Source organism: Marinobacter qingdaonensis (assembly GCF_034555935.1).
GTDB classification, from domain to species: domain Bacteria; phylum Pseudomonadota; class Gammaproteobacteria; order Pseudomonadales; family Oleiphilaceae; genus Marinobacter; species Marinobacter qingdaonensis.
This window is the reverse complement of the sequence record NZ_JAYDCJ010000003.1, coordinates 2,921,017-2,944,705: the sequence shown is the minus strand read 5'-3', so window position 1 is coordinate 2,944,705 and position 23,689 is coordinate 2,921,017. Positions and strand designations below refer to the sequence as shown.

Here is a 23,689-nt window from a genome sequence, read left to right as displayed (position 1 = left end):
GCGTTAGCGGTAGTTCGCAAGAATGGCGTCGAGTTCGCCATTCTCGCGCATTTTCTCCAGTTCCCGGTTGAAGGCCTCGCCGAAGCCTTGCCAGTCCTTCCTGAGCATGATCCGAAAGCCGAACTGGCTGATGCTGATCTGGGACGTCCGGAACTGATCCTGCAGCCCTTCTTTGCGCAGGATCCATTGCCCCACAAGCCGGTCCGCCACGGCCGCGTCAAACCGATCGCCGTGCAGAACGAAGGTAAACATGTCGCGATCGCGGGATACGTCGAACCGTCGGATGTTTCCAGCCTCGAAGTAACTCTGCAGAAGCGGGTAGTTGTACCCCAGGTGAGTGACCACCGTTTTCGAGAACAGGTCCCTCGGCGAGCGGTAATCCAGCTCCGAGGTCTTGGGAATGAAGAACACCTCTTCAATGGCCACCACCGAGTCGGTGAACAGGAACCGGTCCGGGGCACTGGTCCATTCGATGGCGCGGGGGGTGCCATCGATAAAGCCGTCCAGCAGCATCTGGTCCACCCGCTTGCGGGGGACCCGTTTGGCCACTAACTCGTAGCCCAACCGCTCACTGATCCGCGCAACCACGTCCCACATGATGCCCGAGGGTTGGTTGTTCTCAAGAATCAGGTAGGGCGGGTAGCCACTGGGAGAGACGTTGAAGCGAAAGGTCTTCTGCTCGCTGGCGACAGCGTTGCCGCCAAAGATCACCGCTCCGATGAGCAGGGCAAGACTGGGCAGTTTCAGGGCGAGTCGGCATCGCCATAGTCGCTTCATGGTGCTGGACCCTTGACGGTGTAGGTGCGTGCCCGGCGACTTCCTGGTCGGAGCTCAAATTATTGTTACTTTTTTGCAATGGGAATTCAATCATGCCGGCGTGGGGCCGGACTGGCGGGAACCGGGGCCCGAACGGGCCCCCGCGAACGGCTTAGGCCCAGGCGCGACGGAGCACGGCGCGGGCGTCTTCGAGTGTCACTTCTTTCGGGTTGAACATGATGGCGCCATCGTCCAGCGCCATCTCGGCGATAAGATCCAGCTGCTCTTCCTGGACCTTGCCGGTTTCCTTCAGGGTCCGGGGCAGTTGGCAACGCTTGTGCAACTGATCGCGCAGCTTGCGAATGGCCGAAATACTGGCCTCGGCCCGACGGCTGGCCGGAGTGGCGGAGTAGACTTCCGGGCCTTCGAGGTGCAACAGCAGATCGCCCAGCGGCCCGCGGATGTCCTCCAGGTTGTACTCGAGCACGTACGGCAGGTACAGGCTCATGCACAGGCCATGGGGCAGGTGGCAGATCGCCCCGGTGGCGTGGCCGAGGGCGTGCACCAGCCCGACCATGGAGTTGGAAAAGGCAATGCCGGCCATGGTCGAGGCCTGCGCCAGTTCCAGTCGGCCGTCGGTGTCTTTGGGGTTGTCCATGACCGTCAGCAGGGACTGGCTGATCTTTTTCACCGCCGCGGTGGCGTAGGCGTCGCTGAGCGGGTTCTTGGCCATGCAGGTGAAGGCCTCGGTGGCATGGGTCAGCGCGTCCATGGCCGTCGCCGCGGTGATGTGCGGCGGGAGCGTCAGGGTCATGCGTGGGTCAATCACCGCGGCATTGGGCAGCAGGAACGACGAGGTAAACGGCAGTTTGACGCCCTTGGCCTCGTCGGTGATCACCGCCACCGAGGTGACTTCCGAGCCGGTGCCGGCGGTGGTCGGCACCACCAGGAACGGCTTGAGCGGCTTCTTGATGACGCCAGCGCCGCTGTACTTGGCGATGTCGGTACCGCCTTCGGACACCAGAATGTTGACCGCCTTGCCGGTGTCGATGGCGGAGCCACCTCCCACCGCGATGATGGAGTCGCATTTCTCCTGCCGGTAGATGCCGGCGATGTCCCGCACCACGGTGGTGGAGGAGTCCGGCGGTACGTCGTCATAAATGGTGACGATTTCCAGGCCGCTTTCCTCGCAGGCAGCGATCACCGGGTCGAGCAGACCCGCGGCCCGCACGCCCTTGTCGGTAACGATCATGGGGCGCTTTGCGGCCAGGCCGGTCAGTTCGTAGGGGATGTGTTCCAGGGCCGCCTTGCCGGCAATGACTTTCACCGGGCAGAAGAATTCGTAGTAGCTGTTAGTCATTACGCTCTCACCGTCTCGACAAAATTGGTTGCAACTTTCAGGTAGATCCGCGCGCCGCTGATGAGCTTCTGCGGCAGGTGCAGGTTACGGGGGTATTCCTTGACCGCCCGCTGCGCGATCAGCTTGGGCAGGATGAAAGACTCGAGCCGGTTCAGCACCCGGGTCATGCGCACCGCGTAGCTGATGTCTCCGTCGACCAGCATGCGGTCATTGGCAAAGGCCACGGCGGTCTTTTCCTGGAACGACAGCACCAGGAAGGCGTGGGCAATGTGCTTGAACCGAATGGACAGGTCGACGGGGCGGGGCGCTTCGTCGCCGTGGTAGTGGAATCGGCCCAGCCCGGTGTGTTCAACCACCATGCGCGGGCCGTTGGGCATGACCATCATTTCGAACAGGAAGCCGTTGGGCAGTGCCAGGGCTTCCTTCTTGACCGTGTCGTCCACCTCGCTGACTGCCTGCAGAGCCCGCCCCATCACCTGGAACATCACCTGCACATACAGGCGTCGAGCCTGGGCCATCATGGGCTGGATACGTTTCGCTAACATCGCCGTCATCCATCTGTTGTTGGTGTAAATTGATTTTTAGAGTTAATGCTCTAAAAGTCAATGTGGCGATGACGGTTTGTTAGCGTCAGTCCGGCAAATCTCCTAGCCCGTCAGCGCTTCGAGCTTTTTCCGGGCCTCTTCGCCGACATCGCCACCGGCTTCGGCGGCCTTGCTGTAGTAGGCGATGGCTTCGTCCCGGCGGCCTTGCTTGGCGGCGATATCCCCCAGGCGCAGGAAGGCGATGGAGGTCGGCACCACCTGATTGGCGCGGACCAGGTTGTCACGGGCCTTATCGAGGTTGTTCAGCTCCAGCGCGTTCAGGCCGTTGTGCAGTCGGTACACAAACATTTCCGGATAGAGCGAAACCGCCTTCTCAAAGTCGGCAGCGGCCTGTTCCAGCCGGTTTTGGTCCCGATGGATGCGTCCGCGCAGGGAATAGAACTTGGCTTCCCCCGGCGCCAGGCGGATCGCCTCGTTGACGGCTTTCAGGGCACCGTCCATGTCGTCTTCCGAAGCCAGTTCGAGGGCTTTGTCGTGGGCATCGTAGGCGGGCTGGAGCTTGCGCAGGGTCGCCAGTTTACGCTCGTACACGTCTTCGCCGCGGTAGCCACCGGCCCCGACCTCGGCCACCAGTTCCTGGTTTTCCCTGACCCGTTTGGCTGACGGCGGATGGGTGGCAAACAGCCCTTGCACGAAATTGGTGTCGCGGTCCTTGGAGAGTTCGAGGAACAACTGCTGGAGCTCCACGGCCGCCGTGGGGTCGTAGCCGGCCTTCTTCATGTAGAGGATGCCGTAGTGGTCCGACTCCAGTTCGTCGGATTGGCTGTATTGCGCCAGCGCCAATTGCGCGCCGACGGCGGCGCCGCCCATGAGCAAACCGGCCCACTCGTTGTCGGACAACGCAAAGCCCAGGCCGGCGACACCGGCACTGATCAGCATGCCTTGCTGCATGCGCTGCACGCTGTGACGGGCGGCGGCATGGACGATCTCGTGACCGAGGACCGAGGCCAATTGCGCCTCGTCGTCCAGTTTGGCCAGCAGCCCGCGGTTGATGGCGATCTTGCCACCCGGCAGGGCCCAGGCGTTGGGAACGCTGCTGTTCAGGACCACAAACTCGTAGGGCAGGTCGGGGCGGGCACTGACCTTGGCCAGTTTCTGGCCGACCTCACTGACGTACAGACCAAGTTCCGGATCCAGGTAGAACTGGCCACCCTGGGTCTGCTGGGTGGGCGTGTACTGCTCTGCGCCCATGGCCAGTTCCTGACCCTCCGGTATCAGCGACAGCTGTTTTTCGCCCGTAACCGGGTTGACGGAACAGCCGCTCAGTGCCAACGCGAACGCGACCGGGGCAATGCCGAATTTCAAGACTGACTGGTTCACACGAAACTCCCTTATTTAGTGGTCCCTGATACCATGATTGCACGGCTTGGACCGGCTGAAAATCCCTCGCCCGTTCTGGTGGCTCACGCCCCCTTAGCGTATTATAAGTGCCTGTTCCCACGATGTTTCATTCTGCACTGTCACCCAAGGTCGGTCATGAGTAATTTTCTCGAATGGATTGCATTGCTCTGGTTCCTGGCATGCTGGTTGGGCTACACCGCCTATTCCCGCCGTCGGGCCGCCGACCGGCCCTGCCTGTCCAACACCCTGGACCTGTACCGGGAGGACTGGATGCGGGTCATGCTGCGCCGGGACAACCGCATCGCCGACGCCTCGGTGGTGGGAAACCTGGAACGCAACGGCGCCTTTTTTGCCTCCAGTTGCCTGCTGATACTGGCCGGTATCATCACTGCCCTGGGGTACACCCAGGAAGTCATGGAGGTGTTCAGCACCATGCCCTTCGGCACCTTGCCCAGCCGTGAAATCTGGGAGTTGCGGATGGTGGTGCTGATGGTGGTGTTCATCTACGCCTTTTTTAAATTCACCTGGTCGATGCGCATGTACAACTTCGTCTCGGTCATGGTGGGGAGCGCGCCACCGCCGGACGACACCAAGACCAGCCCGGCTGGTCGCGAGGCCTTCGCCCGCAGTGCCGGCAACGTCTGCAATCTGGCGGGCGATGCGTTCAACCTGGGCCTGCGGTCCTATTACTACGCCCTGGCGGTGGTCGGCTGGTTCATCCACCCCGTGGCCTTCATGGCGGCGTCGACCCTGGTCGTGGTGGTCCTGTACCGGCGGGAATTCTGCTCCGACGCGCTGGGGGCCCTGCGGGCCGGCAAGGTGTTCGACGAGCCGAGCCCGGGCAAGGGCGACAAAAGTGCCAAATCCAACTGATGAGTCACAGGTTCTGCACTGAATGAATGACCAAATCCGACTGGACCGGGTCGTCCGGTTCCTTGAAACCCTGAATCAGGCCAGAGAGCTCGACCTCTCCGTCACCGAAGCCCGGGAGGGCAGTCTGACCCTGTGCCTGCCCTACAGCGACCGTATCATCGGCAATCCCGACACCGGCGTGATCCATGGCGGCGCTATCACCACCCTGATGGACACCACCTCGGGCTCGGTCATTCTCTGTGCCCTGGAAGAATTCGAGCTGTGTCCAACCCTGGACCTGCGGGTCGATTACATGCGCCCGGCCGTACCGCACAAACCGGTGTACGCCCGCGCCGAGACCTACAAGGTCACCCGCAACATCATCTTCACCCGCTGTGAGGCCTACCAGGAAGGGGGTGAGACCATTGCCAACTGCGTGGGCACCTTCATGCGCATCGGCAAAGAAGCCACGCCCAAGCATTACCGGGACCGGATCACTGGAGGTGACGCATGACCGATCCGGATATCTACCGCTACACCCGCGATACCGGGGATTTCTCCCGCCTGATCGCCAGCATTCCGTACGCCAGCTTCATCGGTCTGGAATGCGACCGGTTCGGCGATGACCTGATTTTCCGGCTGCCGAAAAAAGAGGAAAACCTCGGTAATCCGATCCTGCCGGCCATCCATGGCGGCGTGATCGGCGGTTTCATGGAGCTGTCGGCGGCCATCTACCTGATGATGTCCCAGGACAGCATGCGCATGCCGCGCATCGTGGATTTTTCCCTGGATTACCTGCGCGCCGGCCTGGACCGGGAAACCTACGCCGAATGTCGCCTGACCCGCCAGGGCAACCGGGTGGCCAACGTCATGATCACCGCCTGGCAGAAGTCGCGGGCCCAGCCGATAGCCACCGCCCGCGCCCACTTCCTCCTCGAAGACTGATCCCGCTCGAGTCCCGGGGCTTGAAATGCCCCGGGGTGCCCCCACGTTTGCTGCATATCGGATTTCCGTGCTGACGCGGGCGCGGAGATTTTGCCGAAACACGCTGTGAATACGTCCATGTACGCTCGGCTCCGCCATCCATGGCTCCGCACGGTTTCGGCAAAACCTCCGCACCCGCTTGTTCGAACTGTTGAGTTATTTCAGGAGATACAGACGCCATGACGGTTGAGTCGCAAAAAGAGACCCTGGGTTTTCAGACCGAAGTGAAGCAACTGCTTCACCTGATGATCCATTCGCTTTATTCCAACAAGGAAATCTTCCTCCGCGAGCTGATTTCCAACGCCTCGGACGCCGAGGACAAGTTGCGCTTTGCGGCCCTGAAGGATGACAGCCTGTACGAGGGCGATCCGGACCTGAAAATCCGTCTGGATTACGACAAAGAGGCGAACACCATTACCCTGACCGATAACGGGATTGGTATGAGCCGAGACGATGTCATCCAGAACCTGGGCACCATCGCCAAGTCCGGCACCGCCGAATTCCTCAAGCAGCTCTCCGGTGACGAGAAGAAGGACAGCAAGCTGATCGGTCAGTTTGGGGTTGGTTTCTACTCCGCCTTCATCGTGGCTGACAAGGTCGAGGTGTTCACCCGCCGTGCCGGCACGCCCGCGGAAGAGGGGGTGCACTGGGAGTCCAAGGGCGATGGCGAGTTCTCCATTGAACAGGTCAACCGCGAGAAACGTGGTACCGAAATCGTCATTCACCTGAAGCCGGACGCCAGCGAATTCGCCGACGGCTTCCGCCTGCGCGGTCTGGTGAAAAAGTACTCCGACCACATCTCGTTCCCGGTGGTGATGACGTCCGAATCCGAGGAAGAGGACGAGAAGGGCAAGGACGAGACCGTGAACGACGCCACGGCGCTCTGGACCCTGCCGCGGACCGAGATCAAGGACGAGGAGTACAAGGAGTTCTACAAGCACATTGCCCACGATTTCGAGGATCCGCTGACCTGGTCCCACAACAAGGTGGAAGGCAAGCTGGACTACACCAGCCTGCTGTACATCCCGGCCCGGGCCCCGTTCGACCTGTACAACCGCGAGGCGCCCCGTGGCTTGAAGCTGTACGTGCAGCGGGTGTTCATCATGGACGACGCCGAGCAGTTCCTGCCGCTGTACCTGCGGTTCGCCAAGGGCGTGATCGACTCCAACGATCTGTCACTGAACGTGTCCCGGGAAATCCTGCAGAACGACAGCACCGTGGAGAGCATTCGCTCGGCGCTGACCAAGCGCGTGCTGGACATGCTGTCCAAGCTGGCCAAGAAAGACGCCGACCAGTACCAGAAGTTCTGGGGCGAGTTCGGTACCGTGCTCAAGGAAGGTCCGGCGGAGGATTTCGGCAACCGCGAGAAGATTGCCGGTCTGCTGCGCTTTGCCTCCACCCACACCGGTGAGCGCACCCAGAATGTCGCGCTTGATGACTACATCGGCCGGATGAAGGACGGCCAGAAAAAGATCTACTACATCACCGCCGATAACTTCATGGCCGCCAAGAGCAGCCCGCACCTGGAGGTGTTCCGCAAGAAGGGCATTGAGGTGCTCATCCTGACCGATCGCATCGACGAGTGGATGATGGGTTACCTCAACGAGTACGACGGCAAGCAGTTCCAGGACGTCGCCCGTGGCGATCTGGACCTGGGTGAAGTCGAGACCGAGGAAGACAAGAAGCACAAGGAAGAGGCGGCCGAGGAGCACAAGGAGCTGCTGGAGCGCATCAAGAAGGCGCTGGATGACCGGGTTCAGGAAGTGCGGGTGACCAACCGCCTGACCGATTCCCCGGCGTGTCTGGTGGTTGGTGACTTCGACATGGGCGCGCAGATGAAGAAGATCATGGAAGCGGCCGGTCAGAAGGTGCCGGACAGCAAGCCGATCTTCGAAATCAACGTGGACCATCCGCTGGTCCAGCGCCTGGAGAGTGAAAAGGGCGACGAGCGCTTTGGCGAACTGTCGGCGGTGCTGCTCGATCAGGCCACCCTCGCCAGCGGCGAGCAGTTGGATGACCCGGGCGCCTACGTCAGCCGCCTGAACCGTCTGTTGCTGGAACTGGCGAACTAAGCCTCGTGCAGCAGATCGTCGTGGACATCAGCATCAGCCCTGAGGAGTGGATCAAGCTCTATCAGGGCGTTGCTACCGACGTTCACACCACGGCCCGGGACGGACGCTCCGTCCGTTTCCCGGCCCGCATCCTCTCCCGTTTCTACCTGCGTGATGGCATCCGCGGTTCCTTCCGTATTCTGTTCGACGATCAGGGCAAGTTTGCCGGCGTCGAGCGCCTGTCATAGCCAAAAGCTTTCCCGGTATTTTCTTTCTTTGATTTTTGCCCGCGCTCGGTCATCGACTATGCTCAAGGTGTGCACAGCAAAAAAGGAGTTGTGTCATGCGTCCCTGGATGAAGTCCTGGTCTGAGCAGTGGAAAAAACAGAGCAAGATGCTGACGGATTACTGCGTCAACTACGCCATTTCCCAATAGGCGGGGTGGTTGTAAGACCGCTTCAATCTCATTCCGAAACTGACTACAATGCCGGCCCGCTTAAGCTTTAACCACACCCGGAGCCGACATGCGAGTAATCCTTGCCCCGATGGAGGGGCTGGTGGATGCGCCCATCCGTGAAACCCTGACCCAGGTCGGTGGCATCGACCGGTGCGTGACCGAATTTGTGCGCGTCACTCACGGCATGCTGCCGCCGCGGGTGTTCTACAAGTACGCTCCGGAACTTCATAACCACTCCCTGACCCGCGTGGGCACCCCCGTCGCGTTGCAACTGCTGGGCTCCGATCCGGAACAGATGGGGTTGCACGGCCTGCGCGCGGCGGAACTGGGCGCCACCCAGGTGGACATCAATTTTGGTTGCCCGGCCAAGACCGTGAACAAGCACAAGGGTGGCTGCGTGCTCATGCGTGAACCCGAGCTGATGCACGAAATCACGGCCGCGGTGCGTCGAGCGGTGCCCGACCAGATCCCGGTCACGGCGAAAATGCGGCTCGGCTACGACGACCGCTCCATGGGGGTGGCCTGCGGCCAGGCCCTGGAGGCGGCGGGCGCGTCGGAAATCGTGATTCATGCCCGCAGCAAGGTCGACGGCTACAAGCCACCGGCGTACTGGGAGGAAATCGCCAGGGTCCGCGAGGCAGTGTCAGCGCACGTGATTGCCAATGGCGAAATCTGGACCGTCGCCGATTACTGGCGCTGCCGCGAGGTGTCCGGTTGCGCGGATGTGATGATCGGTCGTGGCCTGATTGCCCGCCCGGACCTGGCGCGCAAGATCAAGGCCAGCCAGGCCGGAGAGGACATTGCCGACATGGCCTGGCCGGAGGCGGTGGCCCTGGTCCGGGAATACGCGGAGGTGCTGCAGGGGTGGCTGGAAGACCGCTACGTTACCGGTCGGATCAAGCAGTGGATGAACTTTCTGCGCCAGGGCTTCCCGGAAGCCGAGGCCCTGTGGCCAAAAGCCCGCAAGATCCGAGAGGTGGCGCCCATGCTGGCCTGCCTGGAGCAGGGCGCGCTGCCGAACGCCGACCGGGGCCAGGCGGCCTGACCCGAAAGCCGCCTTTGCGGCGCCCACGCATTTCCCTGTGTGCTGACTACACTGGTACGGAATGACTAGGGGTTCGTAGTCCTTATTGGTCTACAACCACACACAGAGGGATGCGCACGATGTTCACCACGAAACCATTCGGCGGCCCGTCCGCCATGTCCTGGGGGCTGGCGCTGCTGCTGACGGCAGCGGCAGGCCAGGCTGTTGCCGACGGCGAGGTCCGGGTCACGCCCCTGGGCAGCCACGACGGCGAATTCTGCAGTCGGGACCGGGCCCTGATCTTCGAGGACCCGGACGGCACCCGGATTCTCTACGACGCCGGCCGCACCGTGGCCGGGCCCGACGACGACCGCCTCGGGGACATCCACGGCGTGCTGGTGTCCCACATGCACGGTGATCACGTCGGTGACCAGCGCATCGCCCGCACCAACGCCGGCACCTGTGCCGCCCCGGACACCTCGGTGTCGACCCTGCCGCAGTCCAACACCGTCGATATCGCCGTGAAAAAACAGGCCAAGATCATCACCGGCAGTGAAATGCCGGCGTTTTTTGCCGCCAAACTCTCGGAGCAGGGTGGTGATGCCGCCAACTCGCAGCTGGTCCGATTCGGGGCCGAGCGGACGTTAGGGGGCGTGGCCATTACCACCGTGCCTGCGGTGCACAGCAACGGGGTGTCGCCGGGCTTTCTGAGTGGTCCGCTGGCGGAATACCTGAAGGCAGCGGGGGTAGGTGCCAGCGTCGGGCCGCCCACCGGCTATGTTCTGACCTTCTCCAACGGTCTGGTGGTGTACCTGTCGGGCGACACCGGCATCACGGCTGAGCAGCAACTGGTGGTCAACGGGCATTATGGTGCCGAGCTGGTGGTGATGAACATTGGCGACACCTACACCACCGGTCCGAAAGAGGCGGCCTATGTGATCAATGACCTGGTCCAGCCGCGGGCGGTGATCGCCTCCCACGCCAATGAGGCGGCGACCCATGACGGCAAGCTGCAGACCGGTACCCGAACCGCCATGTTCCGGGATCTGGTGAAGGTCCCGGTGCATGTGCCCTTGAGCGGTCGAACCATGGCGTTCGACGGCGAGGGCCAATGCACCGAGGGCTGTGACGGCTCCTAGCCTTCCATGATGGCGCTGTAGGTTCCCGAACGGGCGGCACCATTGAGTCGCGCCCGTTTCAGGATCGCCTCCTGGGCCGCCGGGCCATTCTCCAGCTTGCCAGCCCAGGCTTTCTGCGCAGGTTCCTGCAGGGCGCGGCCATAGGAGAAGCTCAGCGCCCAGGGCTGGGTGCCCATGGTGTTCAGCGCGTTCAGGTTTTCGGTGGCCTCTTCGGGCGTCTGGCCACCGGACAGGAAATTGATGCCGGGTACCGCCGCCGGCACGGTGCGTCGGAACACCGCCAGGGTGGCTTCGGCGACCTGCTCGGGGGGCGCCTTGGGGCAGTCCTTGCCGGGCGTCACCATGCTGGGCTTGAGGATCATGTGTTCCAGCGCGACCCGATGACGGGCCAGCGCGATAAACACCTCCCGCAGGACCGCCTCGCTCACCTCGGCACAGCGTTCGATGCTGTGGTCACCGTCGATCAGCACTTCAGGCTCCACAATCGGCACGATGCCCAGGGACTGGCACACCGCGCCATAGCGGGCAAGGGTTTCGGCGTTGGCCTCCACTGCCTGCCGGGAGGGCAGGGTTGCCGAGATATGGAAAACATTCCGCCACTTGGCGAAACGCGCGCCCTGGTTCTTGTAGATCTCCAACCGGTCTTCCAAGCCGTCCAGACCGAAGGTGATTTCATCCCCGGGCGCGTTGACCAGCGGTTTCTTGCCCTTGTCGACCTTGATCCCGGGCACTATGCCCTGGTTTTCCAGCATGGCCGGGATGGGCACCTTGTCCAGACTCTGCTGGCCCAGGGTTTCCTCGAACAGAATGACCCCGCTGATGAACTCCCCGAGCCCCGGTGCCGAAAAAATCAGGCTGCGGTATTCCCGCCGTTTCTCCTCGGTGGACTCAACACCCACGGCGGTAAAGCGCTTGGCAATGGTGGGATGGCTTTCATCGGCGGCCAGGATGCCCTGGCCGGGCTGGATCAGGCGTTGGATGGTGGATGCGAGCTCATCCTGGATAGGCATGGGGTCTCCTCCGTACCGGTCGTTTGGCGGTTTTCTGGGATGGTCCTGTTCATTGTAGACGGTCAATGGCGCGCTGAATTTTGATCTGGGCTAAGGCGGGAACTCCCAGATTGGATTAGGCTTAAGGGGAGTATCACTGTAAGGGCTGGACCGGTTATGAAAACGGTGGTCAGCGTGAGTCAGGGCGCCTCGGAAGACGACTACGAGCTGGCAACGGAGTTTTTGGGGCAGCCGTTTCGCCTGCTCCGGCTCGGCACCGATGGCAGTCTGGATCGGGCCGAATCGCTCCTGGAGTCGGTGCAGGACCAGGCCGACGCCATCGGCCTGAGCATGATGCACGATCACTACCGGGTCGGCCCGCAACAGCTGGAACATCCCGACACCGCTCGGCTCGAAGCCTGCGTGCCGGACAAACCCGTCACCACCGGCGCGGGCCTGCGCAGAATCCTGCAGGAGTGGGCGGTGCGCCACACCCAGTCCCAACTCGGCCACTTTTTCGACAACGCCCGGGTCCTGGTCATGAACGGTCAGGCCAGTTACCGGATTGCCCGGGCCTTGTCCGAGCACACCGACAATCTGTCCTTTGCCGACCCCTACCTCGATTTCGGGGTGCCCCGCCTTCTGACATCATTGCCGCAGCTGGAAGCCTACACCCGGATCACCGCTCCCTTCCTGTTTCATCCGCTCGCGGCCAAGGGGCTGAACCTGGCGCTGGGCAGTCCGCTGTACCGGCTGGGCGAGGGCCTGGTGCAGGGCAGTTTGCATCGGGCGGTTGAACGGTCACACGTGATCGTGGCGGCGGTCGGCGATCTGGAGCAGTTCTCCCGCAAGGAGCTGGATGGCAAGACCCTGATCACCGCCCGGGTTACCGAGGCGGCGCTGGACTGGTTGCGGGCCCGCCGGGTGGCGATGGTGGTGGATTACAGCCCCTGGCTGGCCGGGCGACCGGTCGGGATCAATGCCCTGGATGCCATGACCAGCCTGGTGAAGGCGCGCGCGCCCGGGCAGCTGGGTCCGGATGACTACCTCGACGTGATTGAACGCCTGGGACTGGAACCCCGCATTCTCTATCCGGACGGTTATCGACGGGTCAATCGCTTCGCCTTCGTCATTCATCCGCTTTCGCAACAGTACCTGACCAAGACCCCGCCGCTGGACTGGCTGGCCGGCGTGGCGCCAACGCCGGTGATGAACCTGGTGGAGAAAGCCGTGGCCTATGCCCCGCCTTTCCGGTATTCCCGGGTATCGGGCATTGCCTCGCCCACCGGCGACGAGGTCGAGGGTTGGCTGATTACCGTGGGCGGAACGCCCCGGGAAATCATGGCCCATGGCCCGGAATTCACCTACCGGCGCCTGGAGGCGGCGGCCAGGCTGGCGAAACGCCTGGGCGCCCAGATCATGGGGCTGGGCGCGTTCACCAAGGTGGTGGGCGACGCCGGTATCACCGTGGCCAAACGGGCGCCATTGCCGATCACCACCGGCAACAGCTACAGCGCCTCCGGTGCGCTCTGGGCCGCGCACGAGGCCGTCAGGCGTCTGGGCCGGGTGCGCATCGGCCCAAGTGGCAAGATGGCGGGCAAGGCCATGGTGGTCGGGGCCACCGGTGCCATCGGCTCGGTCTGCGCGCGTCTGCTGGCGAAGGCCGTGGATGAGGTGTTCCTGGCCGCGCCGGAGCCGGCCAAGCTGCTGGCGCTGAAGGAGAGCATCGAACAGGAAACGGAAGGCGCTGTGGTGCATGTGACCGGCTCGGCCAACCGGGACCTGGCGGAGATGGACCTGATCGTCACCGCGACGTCCGGGGCCGGCAAGCGGATTCTGGACATCACCCGGGTCAAGCCCGGCTGTGTCATCACCGACGTTGCCCGCCCCCTGGATATTCCGGCCGAGGACGTGGCCAAACGACCCGACGTGCTGGTGATCGAGTCCGGCGAGATCCAGTTGCCGGGCCATGTGCGCATGAAGGACATCGGTCTGCCGCCGGGCATTGCCTATGCCTGCCTGGCGGAGACGATCGTTCTGGCGCTGGAGGGGCGCTTCGAGAACTTCACCCTGGGGCGTAACATCGAGTGGCAGCGGGTGCGGGAAATCTACCAGATGGGCCTGCGTCATGGCATGCGACTGGCGGCAATCTCGGGCGTTAGCGGGGTGTTCACGGATGACGATTTCGAGCGGGTACGGGCGCTCGCCGCTCAGGTGCCCCCGAGCGCGGCCGCGACCGCCGCATTGGCGTGAATCTCCGTGGTGTCGAACAGCGCCACCGGAGTGTCGGATTGTTTGAGCAGCAAGCCGATTTCGGTACAGCCGAGGAGGGCAGCCTGGGCACCCCGGGTTGCCAGGCTGTCGACCACCGCCTGAAACACCGCCCTGGAGTCCGGCCGGATATCGCCCTGGCACAGTTCCTCGTAAATGATCCGGTGAATTTCGTCGCGCTCTTCCTGGTCGGGAACCAGGACCCGAATACCGGCCCGCTCCAGGCGTTCCCGGTAAAACGCCTGCTCCATGGTAAAGCGGGTGCCGAGCAGACCCACCGAGTGCATGCCTTCGTGTTTGAGCGCCTGGGCCGTGGCGTCGGCGATGTGCAGGAGCGGAATGTCGATGGCGTCGTCGATCTGCGGCGCCACCTTGTGCATGGTGTTGGTGCCGATCAGCAAGAAATCCGCCCCGGCGGCTTGCACGGCTTCGGCGGCGGAGGCCAGCAAACGACCGGCGGCCTCCCAGTCGCCCTGCTGCTGCAGGACCTCGATCTCCGCAAAATCGACGCTGTAGAGAATCAGCCGGGCCGAGTGCAGCCCGCCCAGTCTGGCCTTTACACCTTCGTTGATCAGCCGGTAGTAACTCTGGGTCGACTCCCAGCTCATGCCGCCAAGCAGGCCAATGGTTTTCATCATCAGGGTTCTCGCGTCGAGAGAGAATGACGGTGTTTGGGGAAAGAGTAGGTTCTATCGCCGGAAAAAGAAAAGGCCCGACAGCGTTTGCTCTCGGGCCTTTTGGCTACGACGTTAACGAGGCTGGCTTAGCCGCACTTGCTGTCGCCGCAGGACAGGCAGGTGGCGCAGCCGTCCATGACGATCACCGCCTTGGTGCTGCATTTGCCACACATGGTGGCGTTCGCCGGATAGTCGCTGCTTTTCTCGTCGTTGGTGGCGGTGGAGGTGCTGGCCTCGAACTCCGCACGCTTCTCGGCGAGGATGCGCTTGGTGGTCTCGCTCATCTCCTCGCTTTCCAGCAGGCCGATGGCCTTCAGGTGTTTCTCGATCACGGCACCGATTTCGGCCACCAGAGACGGCATGAACACGCCACCCTTCTTGAAGTAGCCACCGTTCGGGTCGTACACCGAGCGCAGTTCCTCCACCAGGAAGGTCACATCGCCACCCTTGCGGAAGACCGCGGAGATAACCCGGGTGAGGGCGATAACCCACTGGAAGTGTTCCATCGACTTGGAGTTGATGAACACCTCATAGGGCTGACGGCTCTCGTGGTCCGTGTCCTCGTTGAGCAGGATGTCGTTGATGGTGATGTACATCGCGTGCTCAGCCACCGGTGGCTTGATCTTGTAGGTGGTGCCCAGCAGGAAGTCAGGCCGCTCGATGTTCTCGTTCATCTGAACGGGGGTGTTGTCCTGCTGCGGCGTCGCTGCGGACTCGCCGGCTGCGGGATCGGCTTTCTTCACACGGTAGCCGACGATTTTGTTGCTGATTTTGACTGTCATATTCGTTGTCCTATGTCGGGTGCCCGGATCAGTACTTGCCGTAGGTGCCTTCTTTGAGAGCATCAAACAGGTTGGCGGCGTTGTGGATCTCACCGTCGTACTCGACCTGCTCGTTGCCCTTGAGGGTCACCTTGCTGCCATCGTCCAGAGTAAATTCGTACTCGGTGTTTTCCAGGTCTTTCTCCTTGACCAGTACGCCCTGGAAGGCTTCCGGATTGAAACGGAACGTGGTGCAGCCCTTCAGACCCTTGTCGTAGGCGTACAGGTAGATGTCCTTGAATTCCTGATAGGCAAATTCTGTCGGAACGTTGGCCGTCTTGGAAATCGAGGAATCTACCCATTTCTGGGCGGCCGCCTGAATGTCCACGTGCTGCGACGGGGTTACGTCGTCGGAGGTGGTGAAGTAGCTCGGCAGCTTCTTGTCCTCGTCGTCGGAGAACGGCATGGCACCCGCGTTGACCATGTGGCGGTAAGCCAGCAGTTCAAACGAGAACACGTCCACTTTTTCCTTGGTCTTGCGGCCTTCCCGAATGATGTTGCGGGCATAGTGGTGCGAGAAGCTCGGCTCGATGCCGTTACTGGCGTTGTTGGCCAGGGACAGGCTGATGGTGCCGGTCGGCGCGATCGAGGTGTGGTGGGTGAAGCGGCCACCTTTTTCGGCCAGTTCTTCCACCAACTTCGGCTCGACGCTGGCAATCTGCTGCATGTACTTGCTGTACTTGGCATGCAGAACCCGGCCCTTGAGCTTGTCGCCCAGTTTGTAGCCGTCCTGGGACAGCTGAGGGCACTTGCTCAGCATCTTCGGGGTGATCTCGAACTCGTCGTCCATGATCGGCGCCACGCCTTTTTCCTCGGCCAGGGCCAGGGACTGACGCCAGCCTTCGACCGCCATCTCGCGTACCACTTCCTCGGTGAACTGGACGGACTCCTCGGAACCGTACGGCATGCGCAGCATGGCCAGGGTCGAGCCCAGACCCAGGATACCCATGCCGTGGCGGCGCTTGTAGGTGATTTCGTGACGCTGCTCTTCCAGCGGCAGGCCGTTGATCTCTACCACGTTGTCGAGCATGCGGGTAAAGATACCCACCACCTTACGGTACTTCTCGTAGTTGAAGCTGGCCTTATCGGTGAACGGGTAGTCCACGAACATGGTCAGGTTCACAGAGCCCAGCAGGCAGCTGCCGTAGGGCGGCAGCGGCTGCTCGCCGCAGGGGTTGGTGGCCCGGATGTCCTCGCAGAACCAGTTGTTGTTCATCTGGTTGACCTTGTCGATCAGGATGAAGCCTGGCTCGGCGTAGTCGTAGGTGGAGGTCATGATGGTGTCCCAGATGAACTGGGCTTTCAGGGTGCGGTAGATCCGGCACGCCACCTTGCCTTCGTCATTGACCACGTAGCCGTCGAGGATCGGGAAGTCGCGGTAAACGAACTGGCTGTCGTCGGACAGGTCCAGGCCTTCGTCTTCCACTTCTTTCTCGGTGACCGGGAACGACAGGTGCCAGTCGTCGCCGTTGCGAACGGCTTCGATGAAGTCTTCGGTGATCAGCAGGGACAGGTTGAACTGACGCAGGCGACCGTCTTCACGTTTGGCCTGGATAAAGTCGATCACGTCCGGGTGGTGCACGTCAAAGGTGGCCATCTGGGCGCCGCGACGGCCACCGGCAGAGGACACGGTGAAGCACATGCGGTCGAAGATATCCATGAACGACAGCGGGCCGGAGGTGGTGGCGCCAGCGCCGGCTACGTAAGCGCCCTTGGGACGCAGGGTGGAGAACTCGTAGCCAATACCGCAGCCGGCTTTCAGGGTCAGGCCGGCCTCGTGGTTCTTTTCCAGGATGTCGTTCATGGAGTCCTGGACGGAGCCGGACACGGTGCAGTTGATGGTCGAGGTTGCCGGCTTGTGAGCCTCGGCACCGGCGTTGGAAGTGATCCGGCCGGCCGGGATGGCACCGTTCTGCAACGCCCACACGAAGTCCTTCATGTGCTTGGTGCGCACGGACTTGTTCTCAACCTCGGACAGGGCTTTGGCTACCCGCTCGTAAGTGGCGTTGATGTCGGTATCGACGGGCTCGCCCGTCTTGGTTTTCAGCTGATACTTGCTGTTCCAGATGTCGAGTGAAGCTTCCTGCATCGGAATCGTCGTTACCACTGCCTGTGCCTTAGCGCTCATTGCAACCCTCGGTATTCCAAGTGTGTCTTCTTTTGACAGCACCATCGCGACAACGGTGCTGCACCCCTTGAATCGTAAATTGATCGGTGTCGGTCACGACGGCTCGATAACCACAACATATGGTGGCTATGGCGGGAGCTGATTCGTGCCGGGTCGTGCGAAATCTTTACGTTGGATCGTTGTTGTTGGGCCGGTTTGGCCGCTTGGGACAGCGTTTGACCGCTGACGCCCGTGATGCGTGCTGGCCCTATATATAGGCTTATTTTTCGATGAGTATAACAGGATATAGTGTTATGTGAACAAGAAGAGAACTATTGATTGGTTCCAGGGGGGCAAAGAAAATCAATCGTGCCGAGCTTGAAAACCCGAAATGACCGACAGGACCGCGGCTTGCGTGGGATTTTTTACTGGCACTACATCTTGTGGTTAAAAAATAACCGGTTCGGGCCTCGGCTGGCGGGCCGCAACCGTTTTGTGACCCTTGCACGTACCCAACGCCAACGTGTCGCTAAAGTATGCCAGTGGCGTCGGAATCTGCAGTGGCCCACAGGAAGTGATAACTACTATAAAAGGAACAGAAGATGAAAGGCCTGAATCCAACCTTGCTAGCGCTCTGTGTGGCGGGTGTTGCACCCGTGGCCCAGGCGGACTTTCAGCGACTTGATGACAGTGCGATGGGGAACATCACCGGTCAGGCCGGTGTCACCATCGAACTGGAAACCAAGTTGAACATTGACCGCTTCATCTACACCGATGAAGGCTCCCTGGAAATCAACGACATCTCCGTCGGCGGTGCCAACCGGACCGACTTTTTCTCGGAGATGGGGCTGAACCTGAACGGCTCGGCGACAGATCGACTCGACAACATCCGGGTCAACATCGACCTGGCCAGCGATGGCGATGCCATCATCAACCTGTTGCCGTTGTCCTTCAACGCCGTGGATCTGAGGGTGTCGACCGGGGCCTGGAACCTGACCGGTACCGGCGGCTCGACCACCGTCCTAGATAACTTCCGCATGGACGCCCTGATCGGCTCGGGCACCATTCGGGTCGACACGGCGACGGACCAGCTCAACTTCAAGACCGACATTGCCATCGACGACATGGACTTCGATGTCCCGTTTCTCGCCCTTGGGGTTCGGGATTTCCAGCTGACCGGTGCGGATTACGATCTGCAGGCGCCACAGCCACTCCGGCTGTTTGCCTACGTCGAACTGGACATGTACACGGCACCGAATGCGCAAAGCGTGGAGAGCCTGGCGATAGACCTGCAGACGTTCGAGGCAGATATCCGGATTGGCGGGGTTCTCGTGGGTGGCACGTCCATCGGCTCGATGGCTTTCGATAATCTGGCGATCACCAATACGTCGATGCTGATTTACGGTCACTGAGACCAGACCGTTGGTAAACGGGGCGGGGTAGACCCGCCCCGTCTGGTTTCTCAGCCCAGCAGCAGGCTGTCGTCATCGACCGCCAGTCCGCGCTGCTTCTCGAACAGCCCGAGCAGGTCTTTCACTTCCAGCCCTTCACGCTTCTGCCCGGCGATGTCAAACACCACCTGGCCCTGGTGCAGCATGACGGTCCGGCTTCCCACTTCGAGGGCCTGCTTCATGCTGTGGGTCACCATCAGGGCGGTCAGTTGCTGCTCCTCGATGATCTGCGTGGTCAGCTCCAGCACGAACGCCGCCGTCTTGGGATCCAGTGCGGCGGTGTGCTCGTCCAGCAGGAGAATGCTCGACGGCGTCAGGCTCGCCATCAGCAGGCTCACCGCCTGCCGTTGTCCCCCGGACAGCAGTCCCATCTTGTCACCGAGCCGGTTTTCCAGGCCCAGTTTGAGCGACGACAGGCTCGCCCGGAACTGTTCCAGATACTGTTTCTTGACCGCCGAGGTAAGGCCGCGACGCTGCCCCCGCTTGATGGCCAGGGCCAGATTTTCCTCGATCGACAGGCCTTCGCAGGTGCCGGCGAGCGGATCCTGGAACACCCGGGCAACCCGGCCCGCGCGCTTGTGGGTGGGCAGCTTGGTGACATCGACGTTATCGACGATGATCTCGCCACTGTCGACCAGTACCTCGCCGGAGAGGGCGTTCAGAAAGGTGGACTTGCCGGCGCCGTTACTGCCGATCACGGTGACAAACTCACCCTGGTTCACGGTCAGGCTCATGCCCCGGAGTGCCGGGTTTTCCAGCGGCGTTCCCTTGCCAAAGGTCAGTCGAAGATCGCTTGCACTGATCATGTCGCCTCCTCAGGCCTTGTTGCGGGTGAATTTGCCAATCACGGAACTGCGCACGCCCGGCAGAACGATGGCGAGGGTAACCAGCACGGCGGTGATCAGGTTCAGATCCTGGGCCTGAAGGCCGAGCACGTCGGCGTTCAGGGCGAAGGCGATGGCAAGGCGGTAAATGATGGCGCCGAACACGCAGGCGAGCAGGGCGCGCACCACGGTGGACGGCGTGATGACTGCCTCACCGCCAATGAGCGACGCCAACCCGATCACGATCACACCCACCCCCATGGTGACGTCGGCCGCCCCCTGGCTTTGCGCGAACAGGGCGCCGGCCAGGCCGACCAGTCCGTTCGACAGCGCCACGCCCAGCACGATCATGCCGCCGGTTGCGATGCCCTGGGCCCGGGCCATACGGGGGTTGGCGCCGGTGGCACGCATGGCCAGACCGGTTTCCGATTTCATGAACCGCCACAACAGGATCAGCGCCACGACCACAACAATGATGAACAGCAGCACCGGCACCTGGTGATAGGCCAGGTTCAGGTCGTACCAGGGCGTGAGCACGGTTTCTTCCGTGAGCAGGGCGACGTTGGGCCGACCCATGATGCGCAGGTTCACCGAGTAGAGCGCGATCATGGTCAGGATCGACGCCAGCAGGTTCAGGATCTTGAGTTTGACGTTAAGCAGGGCGGTAACCGCGCCGGCGGCCATCCCGGCCAGGACGGCCATACCGGTGGCCAGCCAGGGGTTCCAGCCGCCAATGATCAGTACGGCGGCAACGGCCGCGCCCAGCGGGAAGCTGCCGTCAACGGTCAGGTCCGGAAAGTCCAGGACCCGGAAAGAGATGTAGATGCCGAACGCCACCAGGCCGTAGATCAGACCGGTCTCGATGGCGCCATAGAATGCGATTTCACTTAGCATGGGTAGTTTTTCACTGTGAAAGAAAACGGGCGGGCCCTTGTGGGGTCCGCCCGCTCAGGTAAGGCGTTACTTGTCGCTGTTGACGACTTCTTTGGCGTCCCGGATCAGGTCTTCGGACAGGGTGATGCCCATGCGCTCGGCGGCGGCCGGGTTCACAAACAGGTCCAGGGTGTCCATGGTTTCGACCGGCATCTCGCCCGGCTTGGTGCCGTTGAGTACCCGGGCAACCATGGCGCCAGCCTGACGGCCGTGGTTGTAATAGTTGAAACCGAGGGCTGCAACCGCACCGCGGGCCACGGTGGCGGTGTCGGCGGCGAAGACCGGTATCTTGGCCCGTTCACCCACGGACACCACCGCCTCGGCAGCGCTGATCACGGTGTTGTCGGTGGTCAGGTAGATGGCATCGGCCTCGCCCACCAGGGAGCGGGAAGCGCCCAGCACTTCGGAGGTCTTGGTCGCAGCGGCCTTGACCAGTTCCAGGTCACGCGCCGCCAGGCGCTCTTCCAGCAGGTTGACCAGAGACACGGCGTTGGCCTCGCCCGGGTTGTACACGGTGCCGATGCGCTTGGCGTCCGGCATGACTCGCTGGAGCATGTCCAGATGCTTGTCGATGGGCAGCATGTCGCTGACGCCGGAAATGTTGGTGCCGGAAGCCTCGAGGCTGGGAACCAGTTTGGCGCCGACCGGATCGGTGACGGCGGAGAAAATGACCGGCAGGTTGCGTGCCGCCGCAGCGACGGTCTGTGCCGACGGTGTGGCGATGGCAACGATCACGTCGGGGCTGGCGCCCACGAATTTCCGGGCGATCTGGGAGGCAATGGCCGAGTTGCCCTGGGCACTCTCGTGCATGACGGTCAGGTTCTGGCCTTCCTTGAAGCCCTGCTCGGCGAGTTCATCCTTTACGCCCTGATAAACGGCGTCCAGTGCCGGATGTTCAACGATCTGCGTGATGGCGACGGTGCGGGCTTCCTGGGCCTGCACCAGACCTGTTGCTGCCAGAAGTGCCGCACCGATCAGGGTGCGCAGGGTTCTCTTGGCCATATGCCTGGGTCTCCGAGTCGTTCTGGATTGGTAGGTTTTAGCGTTCGGAATTTCGAAGGAGCGCAAGTTTACCACAGGCGAGGGGGCTTCTGGGTAGGGATTGTCGCGAGCCCTGACCGGAGATTGAAACGTTCGACAAATAAAATTGTTTTGCTTCGGTCACACTTTGACGCGCCATTGTGTGTTGAAATACCCTACGAAAGTCTAATAATGATGGCGAATTATTCGAACAACGAAAACAAGGAAGATTGATGGACACAACAAACAAGCTCCCGTTGGATATGGTCTACCATTGGGAGACCAACAAGGCCAACTCCCTGTACATGACCCAGCCGATTGGTGACGGCAAAGTTGTGGAATACACCTGGGGTCGCGCGGTCGATGAGGCGCGACGGATGGCCGCCTATCTGAAATCGCTCAACCTGCCGGAAAAGAGCCGAATTGGCCTGATTTCCAAAAACTGCGCGCAGTGGATCATGACCGATTGGGCCATCTGGATGGCCGGTCACATTTCCGTGCCCCTGTACCCGACCCTGAACGCCGATACGGTCAACTACATCCTGAACCACGCGGAGTGCGATGTCCTGTTCGTGGGCAAGCTGGACGATTGGGACATGATGAAGCCCGGTGTCCCGGAATCGGTCCGTTGCATTTCCTTCCCGCTGAGTCCGCCCAACGAATTTGAAACCTGGGACGACATCGTGGCCAAGTACCCGCCGCTGGCGGAGAACACCCAGCGCGATCCGGACGAGCTGGCCACCATCGTTTACACCTCGGGCAGCACCGGCCGTCCCAAGGGCGTGATGCTGAGTTTCCGCAACATGGCCTTTGCCGCCGCTGGTGGCACCCAGGTGCTGGGCGTGGGTTCGCAGGAGCGGATGCTGTCCTACCTTCCCCTGGCGCACGTGTTTGAGCGCACCTTCGTTGAGCTTGGTTCCCTGTACACCGGCTTCCAGCTCTATTTCGCGGAGTCTCTGGACACCTTTGTCCAGGATCTGCAGCGCGCCCAGCCGACGCTGTTCCTGTCGGTACCGCGGCTGTGGGTGAAGTTCCAGCACGGTGTGCTGCAAAAGCTGCCGAAGCAGAAGCTGGAACGGCTGATGAAGATTCCGGTGGTCAACAAGCTGATCAAGAAAAAGATTCTCAAGGGTCTGGGCCTGAGCAAGGTCAAATTGGCCGGCAGTGGCTCCGCGCCCCTGTCCAGCGATGTCCTGGACTGGTACCGCAACCTCGGTCTGGAACTCCTTGAGGGTTACGGCATGTCCGAGAACTTTGCCTACTCCCACATGAACAAGCCCGGGCGCTCACGCACCGGCTATGTCGGGGAAGCGCTGCCCGGCGTTGAGGTGAAGATCAGCGAGCAGGGTGAGGTGTTGGTCAAGAGCCCCGCGACCATGATGGGCTACTACAAGGACGAGGAGAAAACCCGCGAGGCCTTCACCGAGGACGGGTTCCTCAAGACCGGCGACAAGGGTGAAATTGACGACCTGGGCCGGCTCAAGCTGACCGGTCGCATCAAGGAAATCTTCAAGACCAGCAAGGGCAAGTACATTGCCCCGGCGCCCATCGAAAATCGCCTGATGTCCCATGACGCCATCGAAATGGTGTGCGTGTCTGGCGCCAACCAGACCCAGCCCCACGCCCTGGTGATGCTGGGAGAGGACATTCGCCCCAAGGCCGCCGATGAGAACTTCCGTAAGGAGCTTGAAGCCAGCTTCAAGAACCTGATCCAGGAAGTGAACAAGACGGTCGATCCGCACGAGCAACTGGCATTCATCACGGTGGTCAGTGACGAGTGGTCGATCGAAAACAGCTTCCTGACCCCGACCCTCAAGCTGAAACGCAACGTGGTTGAAGATGCGTATCAGGAAAAGGTCGACAACTGGTACGCCCAGCGTCAGGCGGTGATCTGGCAGTGATGGCCGGAGTTGCAGGCCAGCATTGACCCAAAGGCCCGGCACTGCCGGGCCTTTTTTGTGGGTCTGGAGCCGACATAAGTCGCATAGGGAAAGCCGGTACAGGCGCCTAAACTGGTTGAGGATCAG

General features: G+C 61.6%; 21 protein-coding genes. 10 read left to right on the top strand and 11 right to left on the bottom strand.

Annotation, left to right across the window (positions count from 1 at the left end; genetic code table 11):
* Positions 1–3: 3 nt before the first annotated feature.
* The 4 genes from U5822_RS16720 to U5822_RS16705 form a co-directional block, all read right to left on the bottom strand.
* Positions 4–777 carry a substrate-binding periplasmic protein gene (locus U5822_RS16720; protein WP_322856743.1) on the bottom strand — a complete coding sequence of 258 codons (774 nt, stop codon included), beginning with the start codon at positions 775–777 and terminating at the stop codon, positions 4–6.
* A 151-nt stretch (positions 778–928) separates the two neighbouring features.
* Positions 929–2,116 carry an iron-containing alcohol dehydrogenase gene (locus U5822_RS16715; protein WP_322856742.1) on the bottom strand — a complete coding sequence of 396 codons (1,188 nt, stop codon included), beginning with the start codon at positions 2,114–2,116 and terminating at the stop codon, positions 929–931.
* Complete coding sequence (locus U5822_RS16710) at positions 2,116–2,661, bottom strand: hypothetical protein (protein WP_322856741.1); 546 nt, start codon at positions 2,659–2,661, stop codon at positions 2,116–2,118. The genes U5822_RS16715 and U5822_RS16710 overlap by 1 nt, the downstream gene beginning before the upstream one ends.
* A gap of 102 nt (positions 2,662–2,763) precedes the next feature.
* On the bottom strand, positions 2,764–4,041 hold the full coding sequence (locus tag U5822_RS16705) for a M48 family metalloprotease (RefSeq protein ID WP_322856740.1): 1,278 nt from the start codon (positions 4,039–4,041) through the stop codon (positions 2,764–2,766).
* A gap of 156 nt (positions 4,042–4,197) precedes the next feature.
* Between U5822_RS16705 and U5822_RS16700 the strand changes: the two genes are divergently transcribed.
* From U5822_RS16700 to U5822_RS16670, 7 genes are all read left to right on the top strand, one after another.
* Positions 4,198–4,935: a DUF599 domain-containing protein gene (locus tag U5822_RS16700; RefSeq protein ID WP_322856739.1), complete on the top strand. Its 738-nt coding sequence runs from the start codon at positions 4,198–4,200 to the stop codon at positions 4,933–4,935.
* A 22-nt stretch (positions 4,936–4,957) separates the two neighbouring features.
* A complete protein-coding gene (locus tag U5822_RS16695; protein ID WP_322856738.1) occupies positions 4,958–5,428 on the top strand; it encodes a PaaI family thioesterase in 471 nt (156 codons plus the stop codon).
* Complete coding sequence (locus tag U5822_RS16690) at positions 5,425–5,859, top strand: PaaI family thioesterase (protein ID WP_322856737.1); 435 nt, start codon at positions 5,425–5,427, stop codon at positions 5,857–5,859. Before U5822_RS16695 ends, U5822_RS16690 begins: the two co-directional genes overlap by 4 nt.
* A gap of 218 nt (positions 5,860–6,077) precedes the next feature.
* A complete protein-coding gene (gene htpG / locus U5822_RS16685) occupies positions 6,078–7,970 on the top strand; it encodes a molecular chaperone HtpG (protein WP_322856736.1) in 1,893 nt (630 codons plus the stop codon).
* Between the two features lie 5 nt (positions 7,971–7,975).
* On the top strand, positions 7,976–8,197 hold the full coding sequence (locus U5822_RS16680; protein ID WP_322856735.1) for a DUF2835 domain-containing protein: 222 nt from the start codon (positions 7,976–7,978) through the stop codon (positions 8,195–8,197).
* A gap of 276 nt (positions 8,198–8,473) precedes the next feature.
* Positions 8,474–9,451 (top strand): tRNA dihydrouridine synthase, encoded by a 978-nt coding sequence (locus tag U5822_RS16675; RefSeq protein WP_322856734.1) that lies wholly within the window; start codon positions 8,474–8,476, stop codon positions 9,449–9,451.
* Between the two features lie 119 nt (positions 9,452–9,570).
* Positions 9,571–10,569 (top strand): MBL fold metallo-hydrolase, encoded by a 999-nt coding sequence (locus U5822_RS16670; RefSeq protein WP_322856733.1) that lies wholly within the window; start codon positions 9,571–9,573, stop codon positions 10,567–10,569.
* Here U5822_RS16670 and U5822_RS16665 read toward each other — a convergent pair.
* Positions 10,566–11,579: a class I fructose-bisphosphate aldolase gene (locus U5822_RS16665; protein ID WP_322856732.1), complete on the bottom strand. Its 1,014-nt coding sequence runs from the start codon at positions 11,577–11,579 to the stop codon at positions 10,566–10,568. The two genes, U5822_RS16670 and U5822_RS16665, sit on opposite strands and share 4 nt — an antisense overlap.
* Positions 11,580–11,735: 156 nt before the next feature.
* On the opposite strand from U5822_RS16665, the gene U5822_RS16660 reads away from it, so the two are divergent.
* Complete coding sequence (locus U5822_RS16660) at positions 11,736–13,811, top strand: dehydrogenase (RefSeq protein ID WP_322856731.1); 2,076 nt, start codon at positions 11,736–11,738, stop codon at positions 13,809–13,811.
* On the opposite strand, the gene U5822_RS16655 is transcribed toward U5822_RS16660, so the two are convergent.
* From U5822_RS16655 to U5822_RS16645, 3 genes are all read right to left on the bottom strand, one after another.
* A complete protein-coding gene (locus tag U5822_RS16655) occupies positions 13,769–14,464 on the bottom strand; it encodes an aspartate/glutamate racemase family protein (protein WP_322856952.1) in 696 nt (231 codons plus the stop codon). The two genes, U5822_RS16660 and U5822_RS16655, sit on opposite strands and share 43 nt — an antisense overlap.
* 128 nt (positions 14,465–14,592) lie before the next feature.
* Entirely contained in the window at positions 14,593–15,288 is a 696-nt protein-coding gene (locus U5822_RS16650; RefSeq protein WP_322856730.1) for a TSCPD domain-containing protein, read from the bottom strand.
* A 28-nt stretch (positions 15,289–15,316) separates the two neighbouring features.
* A complete protein-coding gene (locus U5822_RS16645; protein ID WP_322856729.1) occupies positions 15,317–17,455 on the bottom strand; it encodes an adenosylcobalamin-dependent ribonucleoside-diphosphate reductase in 2,139 nt (712 codons plus the stop codon).
* Between the two features lie 581 nt (positions 17,456–18,036).
* Between U5822_RS16645 and U5822_RS16640 the strand changes: the two genes are divergently transcribed.
* Positions 18,037–18,846: a DUF6160 family protein gene (locus tag U5822_RS16640; RefSeq protein WP_322856728.1), complete on the top strand. Its 810-nt coding sequence runs from the start codon at positions 18,037–18,039 to the stop codon at positions 18,844–18,846.
* A gap of 50 nt (positions 18,847–18,896) precedes the next feature.
* On the opposite strand, the gene U5822_RS16635 is transcribed toward U5822_RS16640, so the two are convergent.
* The 3 genes from U5822_RS16635 to U5822_RS16625 form a co-directional block, all read right to left on the bottom strand.
* Entirely contained in the window at positions 18,897–19,691 is a 795-nt protein-coding gene (locus tag U5822_RS16635) for an ABC transporter ATP-binding protein (RefSeq protein WP_322856727.1), read from the bottom strand.
* 9 nt (positions 19,692–19,700) lie between these two features.
* Entirely contained in the window at positions 19,701–20,603 is a 903-nt protein-coding gene (locus tag U5822_RS16630) for an ABC transporter permease (RefSeq protein WP_322856726.1), read from the bottom strand.
* Positions 20,604–20,669: 66 nt separating this feature from the next.
* Complete coding sequence (locus U5822_RS16625) at positions 20,670–21,644, bottom strand: ABC transporter substrate-binding protein (protein WP_322856725.1); 975 nt, start codon at positions 21,642–21,644, stop codon at positions 20,670–20,672.
* A gap of 251 nt (positions 21,645–21,895) precedes the next feature.
* On the opposite strand from U5822_RS16625, the gene U5822_RS16620 reads away from it, so the two are divergent.
* Positions 21,896–23,563, top strand: a complete 1,668-nt coding sequence (locus U5822_RS16620; protein WP_322856724.1) for an AMP-binding protein — start codon at positions 21,896–21,898, stop codon at positions 23,561–23,563.
* Positions 23,564–23,689: the final 126 nt, after the last annotated feature.